This window comes from Thiorhodococcus minor (genome assembly GCF_010820565.1).
Taxonomy (GTDB): Bacteria; Pseudomonadota; Gammaproteobacteria; order Chromatiales; family Chromatiaceae; genus Thiorhodococcus; species Thiorhodococcus minor.
The window spans coordinates 1-19,080 of the sequence record NZ_JAAIJQ010000028.1; the positions used below are offsets into that span (position 1 = coordinate 1).

The window sequence follows — 19,080 nt, forward strand, 5'->3', positions numbered from 1 at the left end:
CGCAGCTACATGTCTCATCAGCAGTTCACATGGCAGCCACCTCGCAGGCTGCTAGACTGGCCAGGTTTCTCCTGGCACACCAAAGGCGCGAAGGACACGAAGAAAAACAGAGGCTTGCATTGCTGCGTCGCTTCACCCTCTGGGTAAGCATCGCTTCGCAGACAAGGTGCCGAAATCCTTTGCGCTCTTTGTGCCCTTTCCGGTTCAACTGCTCTTTTTGGGATGAAGGCAACGGGGCCAGGTTGGCAGACCCGTATCAGCGAGATCGTCCGCGAGTATGTCGAGACACGCCTGTAAGCCCCGTCTAGACCGGGGTGCGTTGTTTTCGCTGTAGGTGCGGCTTCAGCCGCAACAGCAAATACGCTGATGTGATGCGGCTGAAGCCGCACCTACTAAATACGTTTCTCGAGCTGGACGCGGTCTAGCTCGCCGAAGATGCGGCTGGCCTCGTCGACGTCGAGCAAAGACAGCCGCTCAGCCCCCAAACGACGAAAGCCTCGGCGCGCCGCGAAGCGCGGCGCGCCGAGGGCAGGCAGGCTTAGCGCGCCGCCTTCAGCGCCGCATGCGCGGCAGCCAGGCGCGCGATGGGCACGCGTGGTCCGGAGCAGCTCACATAGTCCAAGCCGGCTTGGTGGCAGAACTCGATGGACGCGGGATGTCCACCGTGCTCGCCGCAGATGCCCACGTGGAGATCTGGCTTCACCGAGCGCCCCCAATCCACGGCGAGGCCCATGAGCTTGCCGACACCCTTGACGTCCAAGACCTCGAAGGGGTTGTCTTGCAGGATGTTCGCCTGGTTGTAGAGCGGCAGGAACTTGTTCTCGGCGTCCTCACGCGAGAAGGAGAAGGTCGCCTGCGTGAGGTCATTGGTGCCGAAGGAGAAGAACTCGGCCTCCTCCGCCAGGGATTCCGCTCGCATACAGGCGCGGACGACCTCGATCATGGTGCCGAACTTGAACGAGACCGGCTTGCCGTAGCGCTCGACGACCTCGGCGTGGATGCTGTCGACGAATTGCTTGACCTTGCGCAGCTCCTGCGCCGTGCAGACCTGAGGCACCTTGATCTGAGGATGCACCTCGATCCCCGCCTTGGCGCATTCGGCCGCCGCCTCCAGGATCGCCCGGACCTGCATCTGATAGATCTCTGGGAAGGTCATGCCCAGCCGCACGCCGCGGTGGCCGAGCATGGGGTTGGTCTCGTAGAGCGCCCGCACCTTGCGGAGCATCGCCTCCTTCTTGGAGATGGCCTCCTCGACGACCGCCGGATCGACCATGCGCCGCGCGGTGTCGACCTCATGCCTCAGGCTCTCGGACGCATGCAGAAGCCCCATGGCCCCGGCGAGGACAGTCACGCCGCGCGCGCTCTGGGCCAGGACACGCAGCTCCGAGAGCTCGCGCTCGAGCACGTGCTCGTCGGGCAGGAACTCGTGAATCGGCGGATCGAGGAGACGAATGGTCACCGGATTGGGCGACATCACCTCGAAGAGGTCGCGGAAGTCGGTCCGCTGCAGCGGCAGTAGCTTGTCGAGCGCCGCCTGGCGCTGCTCGGGCGTCTCGGCCACGATCATCTCGATGACGATGGGCAGCCGCTCGACGTCATTGAACATGCGCTCCGTGCGCGCCAGACCGATGCCCACAGCACCGTAGCGGCGCGCGCGACGCGCATCGTCCGGGGTATCGGCGTTTGCCATGACCTTGAGCCGCGCCATCTCGTCGGACCAGGTCAGCAGGGTATTCAGCTCGGGCGTGAAATCCGGCTCGACCGTCGGGATCGCCCCCAGATAGACCTTGCCCGAGGTGCCATCAAGGGTGATGACATCGCCCTCCTTGAAGCTGGTGATGCCGACCCGGGCCTCGCGGCGGTTCACGTCGACGCTGATCCCCTCGGCGCCGGCGACACAGGGCTTACCCATGCCGCGCGCGACCACTGCGGCGTGGGAGGTCTTGCCGCCACGTGAGGTCAGAATGCCCTCGGAGGCGAAGAAGCCGTGGATGTCCTCGGGCTTGGTCTCCTCGCGGACGAGGATGACCTTGTGCCCCTGCTCCCTGCCGAGCTGCTCGGCGCGGTCGGCGTCGAAGACCGCGATGCCCGAGGCCGCGCCCGGCGAGGCCGGAAGCCCCTGCGCCACGCCTTCCGCCTTGACGGTCGGGTCGAGCCGCGGGAAGAGCATCTGCTCGAGGGATTCGGGCTGGATACGCAGCAGCGCCTCTTCCTTGCTGATGAGCGCTTCCTTCTCCATCTCGACCGAGGAGCGCACCATGGCGATGGTGTTCATCTTGCCGTTGCGCGTCTGCAGGCAGTAGAGCTGGCCGCGCTCGATGGTGAACTCGAAGTCCTGCACCTCGCGGTAGTGGCTCTCCAGCTTGTCGCGCAGCTCGTCGAGCTGACTGGCCAGATCGGGCATCTCGGTCTTGAGCCGGTCGATCGGCTTGGGCGTGCGAATGCCGGCGACGACATCTTCGCCCTGGGCATTGATCAGGTACTCGCCATAGAGCTTGTTCTCGCCCGAGGCCGGATTGCGGGTGAAGGCGACACCTGTGGCGGAATCGTCGCCGCGGTTGCCGAAGACCATGGTGCAAACATTGACCGCCGTACCATCGGCCATCTCGGGCGTGATGTGGAACTGCTTGCGGTAATCGACCGCGCGCCGTCCCATCCAACTGTTGAAGACCGCCTTGATGGCGATCTCGAGCTGCTGATAGGGGTCCGACGGGAAGGGGCTGCCGGTGGCCTCCTCGACGACCTTGAGGAAGCGCTCGCTGGTCTCGCGCAGGTCATTGGCGGACAGGTCGACGTCCTGCTTCGCGTGTGCCGCCTCCTTGATCTCCTCGAACTCCTTGTCGAAGGCCTCGTCCGGGACACCCAAGGCAACCTTGCCGAAGAGCTGAATGAAACGGCGATAGGCGTCATAGCCAAAGCGCGGATCGTCGGTGGCATCGATGACGCCTTGCAGGGTATCCGCGTTCAAGCCGAGGTTGAGAATGGTGTCCATCATGCCGGGCATGGACATGGCCGAGCCGGAGCGCACCGATACCAGTAGAGGATTCGTGGCATCGCCAAATCCCTTGCCGGTCTTTTCCTCCAGCGCCCGCATCTGGGCATGCACGTCATCGATCAAGCCAGGCGGAAGGGTCCGCTTGGCGTCCGCGAGATACTGCAAGCAGGCCTCGGTCGAGATCACGAAGCCGGGCGGGACATTCAGCCCGATCTGGGTCATCTCACAGAGATTGGCACCCTTCCCCCCGAGCAGTTTTTTGTTCTTTCCATCTCCTTCCTCGAAAGCGAAAACATACTTGGTTGTGGTGTCCATCGGTTGGATCGGCCTCTCTCGCAGGTTGGGTTGATTGAGATCCAGGCTGTGCGAAGCCCTGGCAGAGGAGCGGTTCACGGCGCTTATTGTGGCAGACCTCGGGACAAGAGCTAGCCTTCAAATAGTGAATATTCGTCTTTTCATGATCGAGATTAGCTTCCGATCGGGCCAGAGCCCAAAAATTCGCCCTTCGCCCGCCAGTCCGATGCGCAGCTGAACGATCGGGAGCGAGCCATCCGCCCGCATACCCAACTCTGCGGGAGCCCTGTCCCAGACACGAGCACTGACCGCAAACCACTGACCAATAATCACTTTCTTCCAGGCCCCTCGGATTCGAGAGACACAGACACGCACCGAGGCAAGGCGAGCAGGGAGACTGGGGATCTCAGGGAGCGAGCGGGAGGGGCAACGGGTCAGACTGTTTTGGTCAACCCTGAAAAATGCGCGGCTTTGGATCACGGGGGGTCCGCGTAATGGCCATGTGGCCCAAGCCGGCGAGTGAAGGATGCGCCGAGGAAATAGCAATCGCGTCTGTCACGATTGGCAATCCGATGGACTCGCAAGCCTTGCCAACCCGGACGATCAGCCGGCCCGGACGGTCAGACTGACATCGGCGGCCTCCAGATGTCGCTCCACTCAGGCACAAGCCGGATCGAGGATGGGCGGGGCGAGCCAGGCGTCAGGGGCTTGGTGGACGAGAGGAAGCCGCTGACAAGGGACGCGCACCATTCGCTCGCTGTCAGACACACAGCCCCAGACCAGGGTGTCCCTTGGGTCTATGCGATCCAGGGCGCTTCCGCGCAGGCCGCGCCCCTAAGGAGCGATCACCCCACCACCCTGGCGCCGCGCCACCGCGCATGCTGCCCGAGCCTCTTCCAAGGCGACTTCGCTAGACAGCCAGCCAGACGCAGACACGGCGACCCCAACACTGAGTCCGATCTCCAAGCGTTGCCCCGCGAGCGAAATCTTCAGAGCTTCGATGCTCTTGAGCAGGGACTCGCCAAGTGTCGAGGCTCGGTCCGCAGCAGCGACATCGGCGAGGACGGCGAAATCCTCATCGGTCAGGCGCGCAAGCCCCAGCTCGGGGGCAAAGAATCGTCGCAGGCGATCTATGAGGATCTCGACCACCCGCTCGGACATCCAATCGGAAGGGAGCTGCCGAATGATTCGCTCCCTATCGATATGGATGTAGAACAGACAGAGCAGGCTCTCACGCCGCTTTGCGCCACGAATCGCTCGATCCACTCTGAATCCGAAATCGACCGGATCCACAAGCTCGGCCCGACTACCCAGGTCATCCTGAAGATCGACACTGGGCTGAAGTCCGGCCTGCCCGGACCGAGGGAAGGGGCCCTGCCGGCCTCCCGCCCCCTCGGCAAGCCGAGGGCGATCATGATCGAGCCGCGGGAGAAAACGCAGCCCGAGCAGGTCGCAGGCGAGCTTGAGGAGGTTCTGGTGCCAAACCTCGAAACAAAGGGGCTCGCGCCCCCATGCGGAGACGGTTCCGACGACGACCGACCGCGCTCGGATCGGCAGGATCATCAGGCTTCCGGCCAGCGCGTCGGTCCGACGAGAGAGGTCCGGCTCATGCCGGCTGATTTCCGTGCGGATGACGTCCTCGGAAAGCCTGCCGGCGAGCTCGACGAGCAGCGACGGCATTCCCTCGGCGGCATGCAGGTCTGGGTGAACCGCCCCCCTGCCGTCGAAGACGGAGCGGTCGAGATGAATGGCGCAGCCGTCGATCTCCTGGTGCTCCATCAGTGTGTGGACGACGCCCAAGAGCACAACGGCCTCCTGGTCTTGCCCGAGTAGCGTGACCAGCGTCCGCATCGTGGCGAGCGCATCGACGAGGAAGAGGGCGCCCGGCTCGACGCGCTCGGTGCTCCCTCCCGACCCCATCATGACGGCGTCCCCGCGAGAATGGCAGCCAAGTCGGCGATGTCCTGGGATCGCGCCCGCCAACGCTCGAGGATCTGGCCCCAGACGACAGGGCGAATGCCCAGGGCCTCTCGCAGAGGCCAATGCTCGCGCCCCCAGTCCACGGGAGGCGCATCGTCGAGACAGTCCTTGCTCACCCTGTCTGCGAGCGTGATCGTCGCCACCACCAGCCAGTGGTCGCCTCGATAGCTTGCGTCTCGATGGTGCGCCATGACGGCGCCGACAGCGGCAGGCAAACGCCAGACCCGCGCGAGCTCGACCCCGGCCTCGACGTGATCCATTCCAGCCAGCGTCCGCTCGACCTCGGAGAGGCGTCGCTTGGACCCTGCGGCCAGCTCGCGGAAGACCAGACCCATGGCGTCTGGCGCGACATGCACCAGCGCCAAGAGCCCGAGGCTATGAAGGAGTCCGCCGAGATAGGCCTCCGATGGGCTTGGCGCATCCGCGGCCTGCACGCTCGGCGCAAGGGCGTGCGCGAAGGTCGCCGTCATCATGGCATGCTTCCAATAGCGCATTGGGTCGAAGCCCGGGCAGCGCCGAGCATCGAAGGGCTGACTCAGGATCAGCGACAAGGAGAGGTCGCGCACCAGATTCAGGCCGAGCAGCCGTATGATGGCGTCCGAGATGCCGCGGACCGGCACCGGGCTCCTGAAGAAAGGCGAGGTCGCAACGCCCAGGATGCGCCCCGCCAGTGCCGGGGTCTGCTCGATCAGCGCAACCAGCTCGAGGATGTTGAGCTCCGGGTCGGTCAGCAATCGCAGCAGCTCTTGCGATCGCCTCGGCAAGGGTGGCAGTGACGAAAGCCGCTGGATCCGCGCCCTGGCCGCAATATCCCCAACCAGGGCCAATGGAGGGCTGGCGCCGCCGTTCTTCTTCTGTATGCTCATCGCTGTGTATCCTGGCTCCCTGAAATCTCCTCATGAGGAGTACCAAGCCAGCCAGCCGATCGCCTGAGGGGAGCCTGAGGGTTTTCTAATGCTTTGCTGAAGGCCGCTGGAGGAGTGTCCGATGGTGGTTCGACGAGCCGCAGTCACACTGAGCGACGTGCACGCTTTGAGCGACGTCAGACAGCATCGCGGCGCGGGCCAAGCGCCTCTGCACGCATGACACCCAGCCCAGGCGATCAGACACTGCGCATCGGCGACTGGGAGCTGGTCCCGGCCAGAAGCTTGCTGCGCCGGGACGGTGAGGAAAGGCGCCTCGAGCCGCGCCATGCCGACCTGCTGGTCTTCCTGGCAGAGCGGCCCGGCGAGGTCGTGAGCACGGAGGAGATCCTGTCCCGCGTCTGGAGCGGGACAGTGGTTGGCGATCATTCGCTCTATCAGGCCATCGCCAAGCTCCGCAAGGCACTAGGAGACGACAGCGCGCAAAAGCGCTATATCGAGACCCTGCCCAAGCGTGGCTATCGGCTGCTCGTGGACGTCGTCCGGCCCGGAGGAGACAGCCAAGAGTCCAGGGATCCCCAGCCTTCGGCACCACCCAGCCGCTCCCCGCCATGGACGGGGAGCCGCCTCGACCTGAAGCACCGCTGGCCGCTTGCCGTGGCCCTCCTAGCCGTGATGCTCGCGCTCGGCCTCTGGCGCCTCCTGACGCAGGCACCGGAAGACGCGGCGCAGACGGCTCACCCCCGGCTGGTCGTGCTGCCCTTCACCAGCCTTTCCGACAAGACATCGGACCACTTCATCGCCGAGGGCTTTTCCATCGAGCTCGCCCACCTGCTCGGCGGGGGCCATCGGCTGCAGGTTCTAGGCCCCGTCTCGGCACGGCTGGCGGCCGACAGCAGGCTGGGCCTCACCGAGGTCGGTCGGCGGCTGAGCGCGGACGTAGCGGTCACGGGCAGCCTCAGACGCGCTGGGGATCTCTTGCGGATCTCAGCGACGATCACGGACCTGTCCACCGAAAGCCAGCGATGGAGCCAAGTCTTCGAGCGCCGCGACGGCGATATCTTCGGGCTCCAGACCGAGGTCGCGCAGCGGATCGCCGATGCCTTGCAGGCCAGCCTGAAAGGCGGACCGCGGCCCGAGGAGCAGGCCAGAGCCGGCGGCGCAAAGGCCGCCTACGGCTATTTCCTCCTCGGCCAAGCGCATCGGCGAACGCGGTCTGCGCCAGCGCTGCGGCTGGCGCGCGATGCCTTCGAGCACGCCATGCAGCTCGATCCCGGCTTAGTCGGCGCGAAGCGCGAGCTGGCCGCCACCCTGCTCCTGCTGTCCTTCTACGGCGACTTGGATTTTCGCGAGGCGCTCGAGCAGTCCGAGCCGCTGCTCGAGCAGGCCTTGCGCGCCGCGCCAGAGGACCCGGAGCTGCTGGGAGCCATCGGCCTCTCCCACTACCTCAAGGGCAGCTACGGACTGGCGGAGGAATACCTCGGACGCGCGATCGCCGAGGATCCCAGCTACAGCGAAGGCTGGATGTGGCTAGGCCTGGCAGAGCGTCAACAGGGACGCTTGCGCGACGCCCTCCACGCCTTTCGTCAGGCCCAAGCGCTCGAGCCGCTCATGGTCTCGACAAGGGTGAACCTCGCCAATGCCCTGAGCTGGTCCGGCCGCCCTCAAGACGGGCGCAAGCTGTTGGAGGAGCTGGTCCAAACCATTCGCAACGCGCCCCAGGCCTACCGGGTGCTCTCTGGCATTGCACTCGAGTCCGGCGACTTGGTCGCGGCCTACCACTGGGCCGAGGCCGCCCTGTCGATCGACCCCGGGGACGACCTCTCGAAGGGCAGCATGGCACTGGCGCTCGCCTACCTGGGGCAGGATCAGGCGGTGCGCGAGCTGCTGCCGGCCAGTCCGGACCAGGCCACGCCCGGCCGCGCACTCCAGCTCTACCTGGATCGCATGAGCCTCATGATCGGCAGCCTTCCGAGCGATGCTCTAGCCGAGCGCTACGAGTCCAGACTCACCGCATCTCCGCGCGTGCAGGAGATCGAGTGGCGCCTCGCCAACGCCCGCCTTGGCTTGGCGGACGCCTTCGCGGGAAAGCTCGAAGAGGCGCGGGCACGCCTCACGAAGAGCCTCGAAGGCCGCGTCCATCCGATCGAGCGCACGGACTACGACCTCTTCGTCTGCACCTCGCTCGTAGACGTCCAGACCCAGCTCGGCGCCACAGAGGCCGCGCGACCATGGCTGACGCGCTGCGAGACGGACTTCGCGACAGCGCGCCGACGCGGCTGGGACAGCCTCGCCTTGAGCTACGTCCAGGCGCGGCTCGCCCTCCTCCGCGGCGACTCGGCGCAGGCATTGGCGCAACTTCGCGCCGCGGTCGATCGCGGCTTCCGGAACGTCAGGATGCTCGCAGCCGACCCGGTCCTCGAGCCGCTCCGCGGGTCAAAGGCATATCAAGCAATCCAGACGCGGATTCAGGACAGCATCGACCAGGACTGGAAGGCGATCGAGATGGACCTCGCGCGCCGAGAGACCGCCACGGCAGACCGCCCGCCCGCTGGCGAACGCAGTGACCGACCCGGACCTCAGCGCCTGCCAGTCTCCTCGGCGGCCTCCGGGGAGAGCCAGCGCATGAGGACACCCTCTAGCTCCCCCAAGGAATAGGGCGAGACCAAGTCACCGTCGAGGCCAGCGCGCAGAGAGCTTGCCCTGTCTTGCGGCAAGGCGTGCGCAGTCGCGACGACGATGGGCGTCTTGACGAGACCGCGCGCGCACTCGTGCTCGCGAATGCGTCGGGTCGCAGCAATACCGTCCATCAGAGGCATCTCGCCATCCATTGGCACCAGGTCGAAACGCCCCCGATCGAATGCCTCCACGGCCTAGATACCATTGGCCGCGACGTCCACCGCGCAGCCCAGACGAGCCAGCATCGCTATCACCAAGGTTTTGGGCGATTTCCGAGAATCTTCGTACCAAAGGTGCTTCGAGACGCGTCGTCAGGCAGGCCTTGCTTGAGAGCGCCGCCCCCGGCGCGATCAGGCGCCAGTCGCGGCGGGGCGCCGCTCCCACCGACTGCGCGGTTGGACCAAAGGACGACCGAGGCCGCCCGGCGCGAGCAGCCATCCGAAGCCGCCCCAGATCAGCCCGCCAATGGAGGAGCCGCTCGCAGCCCGGTCACCAGTAGCAGGCCCGGATACCACAGAAGCAGCTGCCAGTAAGGCGCGGTCATGGGCCACAGCACCAGGGTCATGAGGGCGCCCAGCGCGACATTGACCGCCAGCCGGGATCGAAACCCGATTCCGTGTCCGGTGCAAGCCAATTCCATCCCACTAAAAACGGCCCGGATCCCAGCATCGCTCGCGCGCGGCGGTGCCAAACCTGCCTTGACGTTTGCCAGGCTCGCGCCCCAACGCATGCGTTATACTGCCGGGTTTGGCATCCGCCCCGACCACGAGCCTGAGCACCATGCTGGACAAGAACTACGATCCTCAGACCCTGGAGAAGACCTGGTACCAAACTTGGGAAGAGCGCGGCTACTTCGTCCCCTCGGAGCAGGGTGAGGCGGGTGCCTACTGCATCATGATCCCGCCGCCCAACGTGACGGGCAGCCTACACATGGGTCATGCCTTCCAGGACACCATCATGGACGCGCTCATCCGCTATCACCGGATGAAGGGCGAGCGCACACTCTGGCAGGCAGGCTCCGACCATGCCGGCATCGCGACCCAGATGGTCGTGGAGCGTCTGATCGACGCCGAGGGCAAGACGCGTCACGACTACGGCCGCGACAAGTTCCTGGAGCGCATCTGGGAATGGAAGGCCGAGTCCGGCGACACCATCACCCGCCAGCTCCGGCGCATGGGCTCATCGCTCGACTGGGAGCACGAGCGCTTCACCATGGACGAGGGGCTCTCGGACGCGGTGCGCGAGGTCTTCGTCCGACTCTTTGAGGAAGGCTTGATCTACCGCGGCAAGCGCCTGGTGAACTGGGATCCGGTCCTCCACACCGCCGTCTCCGACCTGGAGGTGCTCTCCGAGGAAGAGGGCGGCCACATGTGGGACATGCGCTATCCCGTCGTCCAGCCGGCGGGCGCCAAGGAGCAGGTCTACATGGTGGTCTCCACCACTCGCCCCGAGACCATGCTAGGCGACTGCGCGGTCGCCGTGAACCCGGAAGACGCCCGCTACAAGCACCTCATCGGCGAATTCGTCGAGCTGCCGCTGACCGGCCGGCGGGTTCCGATCATCGCCGACGAGCACGCCGACCCCGAATTCGGCACCGGCTGCGTCAAGATCACGCCCGCGCACGACTTCAACGACAACCAGGTCTGGCAGCGTCACCGCGACGAGACAGGCATCGCCGATCAGCCGCACGGCGGGCTCATCAACATCTTCACGCCGGATGCCGCCATTCGCGACAACGAGCCGGAAGAGGGTCAGCTCATCCCAGCCGCATACATCGGCCTGGACCGCTACGAGGCCCGCAAGCGCATCGTCGCCGACCTCGAAAAGCTCGGTCTGCTCGCCAACATCAAGGACCACAGGCTCCAGCAGCCGCGCGGCGACCGTTCCGGCGCCGTCATCGAGCCCTATCTGACCGATCAATGGTACGTTCGCGTCCAGCCGCTCGCCGACCCGGCCATCGCGGCGGTCGAAAAGGGCGACATCCGCTTCGTCCCGGACAACTGGAAGAACACCTACTTCGAGTGGATGCGCAACATCCAGGACTGGTGCATCAGCCGCCAGATCTGGTGGGGACACCGCATCCCGGCCTGGTACGACAGCGAGGGCAACGTCTACGTCGGACGCTCCGAGCAGGAGGTGCGCGACAAGCATGGCTTTGGCCCCGCAGTCTTGCTGTTCCAGGATCCGGACGTGCTGGACACTTGGTTCAGCTCTGCACTCTGGCCCTTCAGTACCCTGGGCTGGCCGGAGGAGACCGACCGCCTCAAGACCTTCTACCCGACCTCTGTCCTGGTCACCGGCTTCGACATCATCTTCTTCTGGGTCGCCCGCATGATCATGATGGGCCTCAAGTTCATGGGCGACGTGCCCTTCCGCGAGGTCTACATCCACGGCCTGGTGCGCGACGCCCACGGCGACAAGATGTCCAAGTCCAAGGGCAACGTGCTTGACCCCATCGATCTCATCGACGGGATCGAGCTGGAGCCCCTGGTCGAGAAGCGCACCAAGGGCATGATGCAGCCGCACCTCGCGGAGAAGATCGCCAAGGCGACCCGCAAGGACTTTCCAGACGGCATCCCCGGCTTCGGCACCGACGCCCTGCGCTTCACCTTCGCCGCGCTGGCCTCCACGGGCCGCGACATCAAGTTCGACCTCAGCCGGACCGAAGGCTACCGCAACTTCTGCAACAAGCTGTGGAATGCCTCGCGCTATGTGCTCATGAGCACCGAGGGCCAGGATTGCGGCACCGGCTCCGACCCCGTCGAGCCGAGCGCCGCCGACCGCTGGATCCGCTCGAGGTTGGACAGCACCACGGCCACCGTCACCGAGGCCATCGAGGGCTACCGCTTCGACCTCGCCGCCCAGGCCATCTACGAATTCACCTGGAACGAGCTCTGCGACTGGTACCTGGAGCTGTCCAAGCCCGTCCTCGCCGGCGACAAGGCCTCGGACGCCGCCAAGCGCGGCACCCGTCAGACCCTGGTCCGCACGCTCGAGGCCCTGCTGCGCCTCGCCCACCCCATCATGCCCTTCATCACCGAGGAGATCTGGCAGAAGGTCCGGACGCTCGCGGGCGTCGAGGGCGACACCATCATGCTGGCGCCCTTCCCGGTCGCCGACGCAGCGTCCGAGGATCCGCAGGCCGTCGCCGAGATCGACTGGGTCAAGCAGTGCATCCTCGGCATCCGCCGCATCAAGGGCGAGATGAACATCCCGCCCGGCAAGCCGCTGCCCGTGCTGGTCGCCAACGCCTCGGATCAGGACAAGGTCTGGCTCGAGACCGCCCGCCCCTACCTCGACTTCCTCGCCCGCACAGAGTCGATCACGGTGCTCGCGGACGAATCCGAGGCGCCCGAGTCGGCCATCGCCCTGGTCGGCGCCATGAAGCTGCTGATTCCGATGGCCGGCCTGATCGACAAGGACGCCGAGCTCAAGCGCCTGGACAAAGAGATCACGCGCCTGACCGACGACATCGCCCGCACCGAGAAGAAGCTGACGAACCCGAGCTTCGTCGACAAGGCACCCGAGGCGGTCGTCCAGAAAGAGCGCGACAAGCTGTCCCAGCATGCCGCAGCGATCGAGAATCTTCAGACCCAGCGGGCGAAGATCGCGGCGCTGTAATCGCTTCCACTGAAGGTCGCTTCCACTGAAGCCCAGCCACCCTCGGCAGGAGGGTGGCTGGATCGCAGCCCAAGCACAAGCGGACGAGATCCTGTCCGACCCAGTGCGCAGTCCGCGTCCAGCGGCAGCACACCAGTCCTGGATCGGCCCGCTACCCACCGTCAATTCCAACAAGAGATCGCTGCGCCCGAATCCGGCAGTTCAGCGGGCACCAAGCCAGTAAGTCATTGCGTGAGAGCTTTAAGGCTTTCTCACCAAGCCACCAGCTCCGTCCGCCACACTGAGACAGATTCGAAGCGTGACGGAGAAGGTCTGACCGTGAGCAGGTGCTGCCGCGACTGTTCTCTGCGTTCGAACAAGGGGACCAGTCCACCACACGCCAATACGGCGGCACAGGCCTGGGGCTCGCCATTACACGTCGATTGGCCCGCTTGATGGGCGGGGAGGCCGTCGAGCAGGTGCGCGTTGGCGAATATCCGCTCATCCTGCTGGACATCGGGATGCCCCGAATGGCCGGACTGGAGGCCGCACGCGTTATCCGTACCATGCCGCACGCGCGTAATCAGCCGATCTAGGCGATGACAGCCAATGTCTTAACCAAGGATCGTCAAGCCTGCCTCGCGGCAGGAATGAACGACAATGTCCCGAAACCGGCGAGGCCGCAGGAGCTCGAAGCAACCCTGCTGCGCTGGCTCATGCAACCGACACCTGAGCCGGCCGCAGAGCGATCGGCAACGCCGCCGGCACCCGCCTCCTCAGAGGCGTCTGCCAATGCTGTCGACGTGCAGCCTGAAGTCGAAGCAAGAGAGGGGGTCCTAAGCCAGGTCACCGCGCCGCTTGCAGCTTGCGACAGGGCAGCGCTGTCAGCCCGCAATAGGCACGCCGCACTGCTGAAGGACATCCTCGGAGACGACTTCGCTCGCTTCATGCGCTGTGTCGACGCCTTTGCCCTGGAATCGGCCCTGCAAATCCTAGAGATCAAGACAAGCGAGGGAACGAAACCAGGAATCTGACCCGGTATCCTGCGGGAAAGTCCGCATGGGTCGCTACTCCAGCTAGTTGGCCTTACTCTGGCGGTATCCCCCCAGTGCCGGCAGCAACCGGACCCTCTCCAGCCTCACAAGCACCACCTTGCGCCCTTGTTGCGCTTGGCTCGAAATGCTCGGAGCAGCGACTGGGTCATGCTTGGCCTTGCCTGAGCCACCTATCCCAACCTGGACGCCTCCGCCCCGGAGCTGTCGAAATCTGGGCGACTTCGTGCTTCCGCTGCCAACGTCTGGCTCGGTCGAGGCGCTACGCCAGCGTATCCGAGACGCTACCCCTCTTCGTTCAACAGCTGAATCCCATTCCTGGCAGATTCCAACCCAAAGCTGACTGCGCGTCTGGTCACAAAGCTGCCATAGATCCAAGCGCCGAGCCGCATTCATGCGCATACTTGACGCATCACTTCGGCGGCAGGAGTGGTTTCGGCCCGCCGCCATCGGAGGGTGCACAGGGGCTGCAAGGAATGCCTTTCTACGCCAACGGCCGGCGACATGTGCAGTATTGCCGCCGCGCGTGCAGAGTCTTGGCGCATAGGCCCCGCGACACTGTCTTGAAAGCGTAAGACGAGCGAGAAGAAGAACAATGACTGTTAGTTGCAGCTTGAAGGCGCGGAGGCGCAGCGTCTTTCTCCCGATCTTGCCAGGGCTGGTGCTCGCGCTTTCAGTGAGCTGGGCAGCGCTGGCCAATGACCTCACCGATCTGAGCCTCGAGGAGCTCGCGAGCCTTGAAGTGACCTCAGTCGGCAAGAAGGCGCAGCCGCTCAGTGAGGCGGCCGCGGCGATCTTCGTGCTCAGCGAATCGGACATTCGCCGCAGCGGCGCTACCTCGATCCCGGAGGCGCTGCGGATGGTCCCCGGCATCAGCGTCAAGCGCCTCGACGCCAACAAGTGGTCCATCGGGGCACGCGGTTTTGGGGGGCGCTTCTCCAATAAGCTGCTGGTCCTGATCGATGGCCGAACGGTCTACACGCCAAGCTTCTCCGGCGTCTACTGGGAATACCAGGACGTCATGCTCGCCGATCTCGACCGCATCGAAGTCATTCGCGGGCCGGGGGCGACGCTTTGGGGTGCCAACGCGGTCAACGGCGTCATCAACATCATTACCAAGTCGGCGGCCGAGACCCAGGGCGGTTTGCTGATCGCAGGTGTCGGCAGCGAAGAGCGCGCGCTCGTCAGCTTGCGCTATGGCGGCGAGATCGCGCCGAAGACCTCCGGGCGCGTCTATGCCAAGTACAATGATCGCGACGACCTGGTCACCATCGACGGCGACGATGGTAAGGATGCCTGGGATCTCGGCCAGGGCGGTTTTCGCGTCGACTCGACCTTGGCATCCGGCGACCGGATGACGCTTCAAGGCGATGTCTACCGAAGCAATCTGCGTCAGCAGGTCGAGGTGGCCGATCCGTTCTCGCCGGCGAGCCTAGTCCGTGCCGTCGATGACCATGTCGATGCCGAGGGCTGGAATCTGCTGGGACGCTGGCAGCGCGCGCTCTCGGTGACATCGGACATGACGCTGCGGCTCTACTACGACCATTCCGAGCGCACGGAATACTATGTCAGGCAACGCCACGATACCCTCGACCTGGACTTCCAGCAGCGTACGCAGCTCGCTGCCAGACAGGATGTGGTATGGGGACTCGGCTATCGTCGTATCGAGGACAAGATTGGTGCGACAGACGTCATCGAGATGCAGCCGACCAGAGACAGCCGCAACCTCTGGAGCGGCTTCATCCAGGACGAGATCGCGCTCATTCCCGATCAGCTGGGTCTGACCCTGGGCTCCAAGTTCGAGCACAACGCCTACACCGGCTGGGAGATACAGCCCAATCTGCGTCTGCTCTGGAAGGCCAGCGAGCGGACCACGGCCTGGGGGGCGGTCTCCCATGCGGTACGCAGTCCCTCGCGCGGCGAGACCAGTGCGAAGGTCTGGGGACGGGCCACGAGCACGGGCGCCGCCGCGCCCTATCCTCAGGTCCTCCTTTACCAAACCGCGGGCAACAGCGCTTTCGAATCCGAGACCATGACGGCCTACGAGCTTGGCTTGCGCACCGCCGCATCAAGCCGGCTGAGTCTGGATCTCGCCCTCTTCTACAACGACTACGACGATCTCCGTGCCAATCTCATCGATCCATCCGCAATCGAGGCTACAGCGGACGGCTACCTGCTCCTCGACTTGCCTTTCGTCAATGCAGGCAATGGGCAGAGCTACGGACTGGAGCTCGCTGCCGAGCTGCAGGCGCTGTCCTGGTGGCGGCTGGCCCTCGCCTATAGCTATCTCGAGCTGACGCTGGATGCCGGCATCGCCAAGGTGGACGACGGTCTGGCGACCGGCTCAGTCTCGGATCCGCGCCAGACCCTCTCGCTGCGCTCACTCATGAATCCGCGCGCGGACATCGACCTCGACCTCTGGCTGCGCTACGTGGACCAGAGCTATCCGGTCCTGAATACTGGCCCCTACGCCCTCGAGCGCATCCCTGGCTATTGGGAGCTCGACCTGCGTCTCGCCTGGCGCCCGCAGCCGCATGTGGAGCTGGCCCTGGTGGGGCAGAACCTGCTCCATGCGTCGCATCAGGAGGGCTATGCCGACGCCTTCGGCGCGTTGCCGCTGGAGGTCGAGCGCGGGGTCTATGCCTCGCTGCGGATCGCCTTCTAGACATGCCCCCTCTGCGCACGGTCAGCCCGACGCAAACGGCGGGGCCATCGGTCCCGCGGCTTCTCCCGTCCTTGCTGCTGGCCCTCTTGCTCATCGCGGACGTGCGCTGCTTCGGGGCGGACGAGTCGGAGGTCGAAGTCGCGTATCTCTACAATTTCAGCAAGTTCGTCGACTGGCCCGCCGACCGGCTGAGGTCGAGAAGCGACTCGCTCCTGGTCTGCGTCTACGGGCGCGCATCGATCGGTCCCGCGATCGCGTCGATCGACGGCAAACGGGCTCGGGGACACCGGCTCCGCGTCATCGAACGTGCTCGGGGCGAATCGTTGCGCGCCTGCCATATCGTCTATGTCGCCGCTTCGGAGGAACCCTACCTCGCGCCCGTACTGCGCAGTCTCGCGGGAGAGGGCGTCTTGACCGTGTCGCGCATCCCAGGCTTCGCCGCGAACGGCGGGATAATCGGCTTCGTCGCTCAGGAGAGGCGACTGCGCTTCGAGATCAATCTGGCACGCGCGCAGGCAAGCGGACTCTATATCAGCTCGCAGCTGCTGCAGCTGGCCACGCGCGTGATTCGGGAGTAACAGGCGATGGGCGCACTCAACCGCCTCTCCATCCGCTACAAGCTCATGTTGTTGATGATGCTTGTTGCTGCGACGGTGCTGAGCCTATCCAGCGTCGCGCTGATGCTCAACCAGCGAAGCAACCTGGAGCGCACGGCAATGAGCGAGATCGACGCGCTCGCCGAGGTGCTCGCCTACAACGTGAGTGCCGCTGTGGTGTTCGGTGACGCCGAAACGGCACGGCGACTCCTCGAAGGCCTCGAAAACCGGGCTCAGCTGCGCGCCGCGGCCGTCTATGACGAGGAAGGCAATGTTCTCGCCAGCCTCCGCGAGCGGACGGGCGCACCCCGCGATGGTGAGACCATGACAGTGGTCAAGCCGGTCCTGGTCGATGGGGAGCGCATCGGCGAGGTTCGTCTGACTGACGGCATGGAGCAATTCCGTGCGACCCTGAGCCGCTCCCTGGCGATCATCGCCGCCGTGTTCACGGCTGCCGTTGCTGCTGCACTCCTCCTGGCCCATTGGCTCCAGCGTCTGATCTCCAAGCCGATCCTGACACTCACCGCCGCCATGGAGGCCATCTCGCGCGATCGTGACTACGACATCCGCGTCGCGGACAACCGCGATGATGAGCTCGGGGCGCTGGTCCAGGGCTTCAACGGGATGCTCGAGCAGATTCAAGCGCGTGATCGCGCACTGGAAGCGGCCAAGGACGATCTCGAGCGCCAGGTCGCGGAGCGGACCGCCGAGCTCGAGCACACCATCACCGCGCTTGCCTGCGAGCGCGATCGTGCCGAGGCCGCGAGCAGGGCCAAGAGCGACTTCCTCGCCACAATGAGCCACGAGATCCGCACGCCCATGAACGGCGTGCTCGGCATGGCCGAGCTGCTGCTCAAGAGCCGGCTCGATCCTAGCCAGCAGCGTCTCGCTGCGACCATCGAGCGCTCCGGGAACGCCTTGCTCGCGATCATCAACGACATCCTCGACTTCTCCAAGATCGAGGCTGGGAAGCTGACGCTGGATCCACAGGACTTCGACCTACGGGCCCTCATCGACGATGCCGTGCAGCTCTTCGCCGAAAGCGCCAGCCGCAAGGGACTGGTGCTCTCCAGTCGCCTGCCCGCTCAGCTGCCGCCGCGCGTGAACGGCGATCCGGTGCGCCTGTGCCAAATCCTGATCAACCTCATCGGCAATGCGGTCAAGTTCACCGCCGATGGGGAGATCGTCGTCGAGCTGGATGTGCAGCCACAGACGCCTGCCGAATGGGGCCTGTGGCTTTCGGTCTGCGACACAGGCCCGGGCATTGCGCCGGAGATGCAGCGCCACATCTTTGACGCTTTCGCGCAAGCCGATGGCTCGGTCACCCGCGCCCATGGCGGTACGGGTCTGGGACTCGCGATCTGCCGCCGGCTCGCGCGCATGATGAACGGCGATATCCATCTGCACAGCGAGCTCGGCGCGGGTGCCTGTTTCATCGTCGAGGTGCGGCTCCAGCGCCCGACCGGCATGGACCCCGCGACTACGGGCTTGCTCTCGAGGACCGCCATCCACCACCACGAGACGCACAGCAGCGAGGAGGTTGCTACCACGGAGGCTTGGGCGGGACATGTCCTGCTGGTCGAGGACAATCCGGTCAACAAGGAGGTAGCCACGCTCATGCTCGAGGGGATGGGATTGGAGGTCACCAGCGCGAGCAACGGCGCAGAGGCGCTCCAGGTCGTCGACGGCGCTTGCTGCGAGCTCATCCTGATGGACTGCCATATGCCGGTGATGGACGGTTTCGCTGCCGCACGCGAGATCCGTCGGCGTGAGTCCGAACGTCCAGATCGACACCACATCCCGATCATCGCGCTCACCGCCAATGTCCAGAAAGGGGTGCGCAGTCAATGCGCCGCGGCGGGCATGGACGCCTATCTCAGCAAACCATTCAAGCAGACCCAGCTCGAGGCGGCGATCACGCCTTGGCTAAGGCGTGCTGCCCCAGATACCGCCAGCAAGGAGACACCTCGAACAGACCCACCGTCGCCACCCGCCAGTGTGCTCGACCCGGCGGTCCTCAAGGCGATCCGCGATCTTGCCCAGCCGGGGGCGCCTGACCCCTTGGCGAGCGTGATCGCGCTCTACCGCGAGAGCGCACCGGCCTTGCTGGCGCAGTTGCGCGAGGGTCTGCGGACCCGGCAAGGCGAGTCCGTGCGCACGGCCGCGCACACGCTCAAATCGAGCAGTGCGAGCCTTGGCGCGCATGCACTGGCCACGACCAGCGCCGCGATCGAGGGGCTCGCCCGCGAGCAGCGCCTCGAGCAGGTGCCGGACCTCCTGAACCGCGCCGAAAGCGAGCTCGAAGCCGTCCTCAGCGCCTTCGACACGCTCGCGCCAACGAGCTGAGTCCATCGAC

At 65.2% G+C, this 19,080-nt stretch carries 13 protein-coding genes; 8 read left to right on the plus strand and 5 right to left on the minus strand.

The annotated features are described in order from the left end of the window. Positions 1-222 precede the first annotated feature (222 nt). Positions 223-297: a BrnA antitoxin family protein gene (locus G3446_RS29130; protein ID WP_425338390.1), complete on the plus strand. Its 75-nt coding sequence runs from the start codon at positions 223-225 to the stop codon at positions 295-297. Between the two features lie 241 nt (positions 298-538). On the opposite strand, the gene ppdK is transcribed toward G3446_RS29130, so the two are convergent. The 3 genes from ppdK to G3446_RS11095 form a co-directional block, all read right to left on the minus strand. Then, complete coding sequence (gene ppdK / locus G3446_RS11085) at positions 539-3,310, minus strand: pyruvate, phosphate dikinase (RefSeq protein WP_164452896.1); 2,772 nt, start codon at positions 3,308-3,310, stop codon at positions 539-541. A gap of 813 nt (positions 3,311-4,123) precedes the next feature. Beyond that, the gene (locus G3446_RS11090) at positions 4,124-5,212 is read right to left on the minus strand and encodes a GGDEF domain-containing protein (RefSeq protein WP_164452897.1); all 1,089 of its coding nucleotides are present in this window, start codon (positions 5,210-5,212) and stop codon (positions 4,124-4,126) included. Continuing rightward, a complete protein-coding gene (locus tag G3446_RS11095) occupies positions 5,209-6,135 on the minus strand; it encodes an HDOD domain-containing protein (RefSeq protein WP_164452898.1) in 927 nt (308 codons plus the stop codon). The genes G3446_RS11090 and G3446_RS11095 overlap by 4 nt, the downstream gene beginning before the upstream one ends. A gap of 216 nt (positions 6,136-6,351) precedes the next feature. Between G3446_RS11095 and G3446_RS11100 the strand changes: the two genes are divergently transcribed. After that, complete coding sequence (locus G3446_RS11100; RefSeq protein ID WP_164452899.1) at positions 6,352-8,790, plus strand: winged helix-turn-helix domain-containing protein; 2,439 nt, start codon at positions 6,352-6,354, stop codon at positions 8,788-8,790. Here the strand turns inward: G3446_RS11100 and G3446_RS29135 are convergent. Together G3446_RS29135 and G3446_RS11110 are read right to left on the minus strand one after the other, a co-directional pair. Then, positions 8,712-8,963 carry a response regulator gene (locus G3446_RS29135; RefSeq protein ID WP_425338391.1) on the minus strand — a complete coding sequence of 84 codons (252 nt, stop codon included), beginning with the start codon at positions 8,961-8,963 and terminating at the stop codon, positions 8,712-8,714. The two genes, G3446_RS11100 and G3446_RS29135, sit on opposite strands and share 79 nt — an antisense overlap. A 302-nt stretch (positions 8,964-9,265) precedes the next feature. Then, a complete protein-coding gene (locus G3446_RS11110) occupies positions 9,266-9,451 on the minus strand; it encodes a hypothetical protein (RefSeq protein ID WP_164452901.1) in 186 nt (61 codons plus the stop codon). Between the two features lie 140 nt (positions 9,452-9,591). On the opposite strand from G3446_RS11110, the gene G3446_RS11115 reads away from it, so the two are divergent. The 6 genes from G3446_RS11115 (at position 9,592) to G3446_RS11140 (ending at position 19,070) form a co-directional block, all read left to right on the plus strand. Next, entirely contained in the window at positions 9,592-12,432 is a 2,841-nt protein-coding gene (locus G3446_RS11115; protein ID WP_164452902.1) for a valine--tRNA ligase, read from the plus strand. 326 nt (positions 12,433-12,758) lie between these two features. Then, a complete protein-coding gene (locus G3446_RS11120) occupies positions 12,759-13,007 on the plus strand; it encodes an ATP-binding protein (RefSeq protein ID WP_164452903.1) in 249 nt (82 codons plus the stop codon). 3 nt (positions 13,008-13,010) lie between these two features. Further along, a complete protein-coding gene (locus tag G3446_RS11125; protein ID WP_164452904.1) occupies positions 13,011-13,445 on the plus strand; it encodes a response regulator in 435 nt (144 codons plus the stop codon). A 613-nt stretch (positions 13,446-14,058) separates the two neighbouring features. Beyond that, positions 14,059-16,128, plus strand: a complete 2,070-nt coding sequence (locus G3446_RS11130; protein ID WP_164452905.1) for a TOL_0244 family TonB-dependent receptor — start codon at positions 14,059-14,061, stop codon at positions 16,126-16,128. Positions 16,129-16,130: 2 nt separating this feature from the next. Further along, on the plus strand, positions 16,131-16,706 hold the full coding sequence (locus tag G3446_RS11135; protein ID WP_164452906.1) for a YfiR family protein: 576 nt from the start codon (positions 16,131-16,133) through the stop codon (positions 16,704-16,706). Positions 16,707-16,712: 6 nt separating this feature from the next. After that, positions 16,713-19,070, plus strand: a complete 2,358-nt coding sequence (locus G3446_RS11140; RefSeq protein WP_164452907.1) for an ATP-binding protein — start codon at positions 16,713-16,715, stop codon at positions 19,068-19,070. Positions 19,071-19,080 lie beyond the last annotated feature (10 nt).

What these genes read in the sequence shown, in the direction of transcription:
- ppdK (WP_164452896.1), bottom strand. Translation starts at nt 3,310, where the DNA reads ATGGACACCACAACCAAGTATGTTTTCGCTTTCGAGGAAGGAGATGGA.
- G3446_RS11090 (WP_164452897.1), bottom strand. Translation starts at nt 5,212, where the DNA reads ATGATGGGGTCGGGAGGGAGCACCGAGCGCGTCGAGCCGGGCGCCCTC.
- G3446_RS11095 (WP_164452898.1), bottom strand. Translation starts at nt 6,135, where the DNA reads ATGAGCATACAGAAGAAGAACGGCGGCGCCAGCCCTCCATTGGCCCTG.
- G3446_RS11100 (WP_164452899.1), top strand. Translation starts at nt 6,352, where the DNA reads ATGACACCCAGCCCAGGCGATCAGACACTGCGCATCGGCGACTGGGAG.
- G3446_RS29135 (WP_425338391.1), bottom strand. Translation starts at nt 8,963, where the DNA reads ATGGATGGCGAGATGCCTCTGATGGACGGTATTGCTGCGACCCGACGC.
- G3446_RS11110 (WP_164452901.1), bottom strand. Translation starts at nt 9,451, where the DNA reads ATGGAATTGGCTTGCACCGGACACGGAATCGGGTTTCGATCCCGGCTG.
- G3446_RS11115 (WP_164452902.1), top strand. Translation starts at nt 9,592, where the DNA reads ATGCTGGACAAGAACTACGATCCTCAGACCCTGGAGAAGACCTGGTAC.
- G3446_RS11125 (WP_164452904.1), top strand. Translation starts at nt 13,011, where the DNA reads ATGACAGCCAATGTCTTAACCAAGGATCGTCAAGCCTGCCTCGCGGCA.
- G3446_RS11130 (WP_164452905.1), top strand. Translation starts at nt 14,059, where the DNA reads ATGACTGTTAGTTGCAGCTTGAAGGCGCGGAGGCGCAGCGTCTTTCTC.
- G3446_RS11135 (WP_164452906.1), top strand. Translation starts at nt 16,131, where the DNA reads ATGCCCCCTCTGCGCACGGTCAGCCCGACGCAAACGGCGGGGCCATCG.
- G3446_RS11140 (WP_164452907.1), top strand. Translation starts at nt 16,713, where the DNA reads ATGGGCGCACTCAACCGCCTCTCCATCCGCTACAAGCTCATGTTGTTG.